Source organism: Ligilactobacillus salitolerans (assembly GCF_003864415.1).
Taxonomy (GTDB): domain Bacteria; phylum Bacillota; class Bacilli; order Lactobacillales; family Lactobacillaceae; genus Ligilactobacillus; species Ligilactobacillus salitolerans.
In genome coordinates this window covers 1-3,170 of the sequence record NZ_BFFP01000062.1, presented here as the reverse complement: position 1 = coordinate 3,170, position 3,170 = coordinate 1, and the positions used below count along the sequence as shown (strand labels likewise).

The window sequence follows — 3,170 nt, the reverse complement described above, 5'->3', positions numbered from 1 at the left end:
TTCTTCGATAGTGATACTGATTGTTAAGCTTTTCCGTATGTAAAGTTGTTGGGACAAAGACACTCATATTCTTATCCTTTCTTAAGCCAAGTATCACTGCTTCGTGTTTCAGTTCTTGATAGAAAACTATATCCAACTTTAAGCGATTAGGTTTCATATCAGATGTCATAACACAAACATTAACATTTTGTTCTACAAACACATCGTATAAAAAATTATAATGCAACATTCGTTTCTTAATTTTATTAAAGTTACTATGTGATCGAGTGTTTTGAAGTGTAAACAAGCCACTATCTATTGCTTTAATTATTTTTGAAGCAGAGCTTACGCTACTCTTCGAAACCTTTTCCCATCCCATCAGATGAGGCAAGTCCCTTTCATTAAATACCACCTTAAATTTTCCTAGTAGCTTATAATTAGTTTCTATTTCTATAGCATTACCATGAAAATTTTTACGGTAATCATTCAAGATTGACTGATAATCTATATCACTAAAACCTAAAATTTGTAAATATCCGTGTTCTGCCCTCATAATAACCCCAATGACTTTCTAACAAAAAAACCACTGGAAAACCAGTGGCATAATGTATGTAATAACGGGCCGGACGGGAAGACGTCTCCCGCCGGGACTAGTGGTCAGATACAAAGCCTCTGCCGGGCGATATGACGACCCCAATCATACCAAGCTAGATAAAAGACTACAAGAACAGACAAGCTAACCTGTTCTTCATTTATAATACTACTATATTATGAGCATTGAATCAAGTAGACCACTTTAAAAAATCCATTTTTTTCATGTAACTTTCTGAAAATAAGCAATACCAAACGGTCATAAACATAACTTTACGTTGCTATTCTCGACAAAAATGCTGCTTATGCTAAACATTTTGTGTATTACAAGTTGCTTTTTATATTTCACAAAAAAACTATACCAATTTTAAAAACTGCAAAAAAATAAAGCTCCAGCATTTCTGCCAGAGCTTCTTTGTAGAGAATACTGACAGTAATTTCCTTTGCTGTCAATTGCATTATAGTTAATAGCTTAATTTTTGTCCAGTGTAAATCAGGTTTGCATTTTTAATGTTGTTCTTGCTTTGCAATGCAGAAACGGTTGCGCCTAGCTTGTTTGCAATTGCTGACAAACTATCACCGCTCTTGACCACATATACACGAGATACAGATGCACTACCAGTCACTTTTAATCGTTCGCCCACATAGATGTAGTTTGGATTGCTAATGCCGTTCAGACTAGCTAGACGGCTGTATGTCGTGCCGTACTTAGCTGCGATCGAACTCAAACTATCTCCAGAGCGTACAGTATAGTATTGTGTGCTAGATGTAGCTTTGGCAGTCTGCACTTTCGTCAGTGTAATTTCTACATCTGATTTGCTGATCCAGCTCATGATTCCACCTAGCAGAACTTTGTTGCCAGAGACTTGCTGAACTTTGTACGATTTGCCCTTGACCCAAGTGGGAATGTTGGCACCATTAGCCCACTTCTTGGCGCTATAGTTTACTTTAACTGTATAGCCAGCCTTGATGTCACTCTTTGGTGTCTTATTAGCTTGCTGACCTTGCTTAACAGCTGGAGTTTGAGTTTTAGGTACGGCAACTTTGCCACCGACTTTGGGATTTGTGTAGCCTTTATATCCAGCCTTGGTAATGCCAGTTAGATCCACATTACCGTCTAATGACTTGCCAGCATAAGCAGATGTAAACTGCCACATTCCGATACCATCCATACTCGGGAAGTATGCGAAGTTAGGCGAATAAGCAGCACTCATTGTTGCGTATGATGCAATCCACAATCTATCCTTTCCAAACTTGCTTACAATCTGTTGTGGATAGAGGTTAGCTTGTGAGTACGGCTTACCCGTATACAGGACTGGCGTATATCCAGCGTCCTTAATTACTTGCATACCAGCAATGATAGCATTAGTGTTAGCCTGCTTATAGTTGCTATTTAGCCCACCTTCAACGTCTAACGCAATAATGCTGCCTTTTGGTGTTTGAATCTTTGGCAAGAAGTGAGCAACAACATTCCGCCCCATCGCTGTACTGGTTCCAGCTTCAAACCAAATATAGGTGTGCATTCTCAGTCCTTGAGCGATGCCTGAGCTCACTTGCGACTTGTACGTAGCTTGATCGTAGTAATAGCCGTTGGTATATCCGCCAACTTGAGAGATCGCAAATTTGTCACTAGCTTGCCCCTTCTGCGCCGAGTAGCCTTGATATTTGGCTAGGTCAGTACCTTGCTCATGCGTGTTAGCTGATACACTTCCACAAAATAAAAAGCCAGCCATTACGGCCAGCCCTGTTACTACTTTTCTATTCACTTCTTATCATCTTCTTTCTTATCAGTTGGTACGACCAAGATGCCTAGTGCCACTAACAGTGAGATAACGGCTGTAACAGCACCGCTAACTGTCGTCAGAATGTCACTATTGATATTGACACCTAGCGCACCTAAGACACCCGTAACTGCTGCTAGAATTGCGCCAACTAAAGTTGTCCATGCTCCAGCGCTATGAACATTGAAGTTTAATTTAAGCTTATTCAAAGTGTTCATCCTCCTTAATTTGTAAATTCTTACATTTGTTGTACAGGACTTCACCCGTCCCGTTGCCCCCTAGATCATGGTAACTTTCAAACAGATATTCCAGATCATTAAGTTCCCCCGTTGAGATATATCCACGATCTAGGTACGTAGTACAATTCTCATAGATCGCATGGTGTAGCATTGCAACAACTCCAGCCTTGAGTAAGCTATCGGTATGCTTCATCGAAAGCACGTTCTCATCGTGACTTTTCAACCAGTCCTCTCGTGACCTATCCTTGGTCATGAGTTCAGCCTTCTGCAATGCGTGCTTATTACGCATATACTTCACTCCAGCTTGGCACACCCATGCGAATGCACCAAAAAAGCCGGCTTGACTTAGTATGCCGACCCATTGCTTTACTGTTTCTAAATCAATCACTCTCATCTTCTTTCTACTGCAATCGGGTAGGAGATAGTTCACACTATCGACCTCCCACACCACCGTACGTACGGAACCGTATACGGCGGTTCAACAACTTAAGCTTTTGCTTGAATTGACTGATACAACTGTGACATGTTTAATAGTCCTCGCTGTGTCAGTCTTTTGTTTGTTATGGATATACACAGTGTT

General features: G+C 40.5%; 4 protein-coding genes. All 4 read right to left on the bottom strand.

From position 1 onward, the window contains the following. Positions 1-532, bottom strand: a 532-nt coding sequence (locus LFYK43_RS11715; protein ID WP_124978509.1) for a PBECR4 domain-containing protein, incomplete at its 3' end; no start/stop codon positions are given. A gap of 502 nt (positions 533-1,034) precedes the next feature. After that, positions 1,035-2,336 (bottom strand): LysM peptidoglycan-binding domain-containing protein, encoded by a 1,302-nt coding sequence (locus tag LFYK43_RS11710; protein ID WP_124978505.1) that lies wholly within the window; start codon positions 2,334-2,336, stop codon positions 1,035-1,037. Next, the gene (locus tag LFYK43_RS11705) at positions 2,333-2,560 is read right to left on the bottom strand and encodes a phage holin (protein WP_229718034.1); all 228 of its coding nucleotides are present in this window, start codon (positions 2,558-2,560) and stop codon (positions 2,333-2,335) included. The genes LFYK43_RS11710 and LFYK43_RS11705 overlap by 4 nt, the downstream gene beginning before the upstream one ends. Beyond that, positions 2,553-2,879, bottom strand: coding sequence for a hypothetical protein (locus LFYK43_RS11700; protein WP_124978501.1), 327 nt, complete (start codon positions 2,877-2,879; stop codon positions 2,553-2,555). Before LFYK43_RS11700 ends, LFYK43_RS11705 begins: the two co-directional genes overlap by 8 nt. Positions 2,880-3,170 lie beyond the last annotated feature (291 nt).